Annotated in this window: 3 protein-coding genes; all 3 read left to right on the top strand. The window is 69.0% G+C overall.

What is annotated here, in order from left to right:
• Positions 1-246 (top strand): cytochrome P450 (locus tag AB0J09_RS64055; RefSeq protein WP_360714212.1); only part of this gene is annotated, 246 nt, incomplete at its 5' end.
• A gap of 509 nt (positions 247-755) precedes the next feature.
• Positions 756-1,328: a serine hydrolase gene (locus AB0J09_RS64050; protein WP_360714210.1), complete on the top strand. Its 573-nt coding sequence runs from the start codon at positions 756-758 to the stop codon at positions 1,326-1,328.
• 136 nt (positions 1,329-1,464) lie between these two features.
• Positions 1,465-1,731: DUF1707 domain-containing protein (locus AB0J09_RS64045; protein ID WP_360714208.1), on the top strand; the 267-nt coding region annotated here is incomplete at its 3' end.

The raw sequence follows: 1,731 nt of genomic DNA, 5'->3' as shown, positions 1-1,731 counted from the left end.
CGCTTCACCGACCCCCACCTGCTCGACCTCCGCAGGCAAGACGGCGGCCACCTGGCCTTCAGCCACGGCATCCACCAGTGCCTGGGCCAGCAACTCGCCCGCGTCGAGATGCGCGTCGCGCTCCCCGCACTGCTCAACCGCTTCCCCACCCTGCGCCTGGCCGTACCGGCCGAAGAGGTCAGCCTGCGCCCGGAGACCGCCGACATCTACGGGGTCAAGAGCCTCCCGGTCACCTGGGACGCGTAACCACGAACCGATAACAGGCGAGAGCTCGTACGGGCCGGACGTTTCACCGCCTACATATCACTCGTGCGATGCTGACCAGCACCTGTCGTCCCATCCCGCGCTCCCTTACAGGTCGGGATGTCCGCTGCGGATTCACCGCGGCTCACGCGAACCTCGTGCCGCGCTCGAACAGCCGGAACAGACTTCATCAGCGACCTCTCCCTGAGCGGGACCACCCAGTACGAGCCGGAGCGAGACGACGGCATGGGCTGGCGGCCGGGTGCGCCCTTCGACAAAGAACTGCTCGTGCTCCTCGCACACCACTCTTGCTGCGCCGATCCAGTAACGCGGACCGCCCCGGTCGATTCGACCGTACGTCTTCTCGAGAAGTCTCAGCTCTCAAGAAAGGAATACAGCATGGCAGACACGACAAGCGGGACGCCCGAACAGGGACACGTCGGGCGCCGGACCGTGTTAAGGGGCAAGAAGAGAAGCGGGTAGCCCGGCTCCACGACGCCGCCCCGTTCAGCGTGGAGGAGCTGCTGGCCGGGCTGATCGCAACTACCGGGCTCGACGCGGAAACGGTCACCGCCTGGGTGAACGCCGTGTGGGCTCCCGGCTCGGTCCAGGCCCGCGCCGGCGAGCTCGGCGGCGCCTTGACCAACGCCGCGTATTACACCACGCGTGCCTGGCGCGCGGCCGAGTTCCCGGCCGCGAACATGCTCGCGGACGCCCGATCGGTGGCGCGAATGTACGCCGCCACAGTCAGCGACATCGACGGAGTGCGGCCGCTCAATCCATCAACCGTCGAGAGGATGACGGCCGTCCAGACCGACAGGACACCGATGCACGGACTGCCGCCGGGCCTGAACCTCCCGGCCGACCGCTCCTTCTACATGTCGCTCGGCTTCTGGCGAGCCTGCCCACCGCTGCCGATGACCGGGCCGGGGTCGTTCGGCCATCCGGGCTCCGGCGGATCGATCGGCTTCGCCGACCCCGACGCCGGTGTCGGCCTCGCCTACGTCACGAACCTCTGGAACTACCGGCCCGACGACCTGCGGGCAGCGAACCTGGCCAAGGCCGTCCGCTCCTGCCTCGGATGACGACAGCCCCCGCGTGACGGAGCTCCAGAAGTCGCTGCAGGAGGTGGCTGACTGGCACGACATCCTCAGCACCCTCGAGACCCGGGCAGGTGTTCTGCGAGTGACACCGCCACGGGCTAACGGAAGGGAGAGCCCGATGACACAGGAGATCCATGTGCAGGGTCTTGAGAAGTCCTCCTCACCGGCGCTGCGCGCGTCCGACGCGGACCGCGACCGGGTCACCGAACTGCTGCGCGCCGCCGTCGCCGACGGCCGGCTCGACCCGGTCGAGTTCGACGAGCGGCTGGACGCGGCACTGACCGCGCGCACCATCGACGAGCTGGCCCCGCTCGTCACCGATCTGATCGCGGTGCCAGGCAGCGCCGCCGCACTCGCGCTGCCGCTCGCCGGGACGCCGGCCGAG

The sequence above is a fragment of the Nonomuraea sp. NPDC049784 genome, from assembly GCF_040659615.1.
Lineage (GTDB): Bacteria > Actinomycetota > Actinomycetes > Streptosporangiales > Streptosporangiaceae > Nonomuraea.
This window is presented reverse-complemented; position numbering and strand designations above follow the sequence as displayed.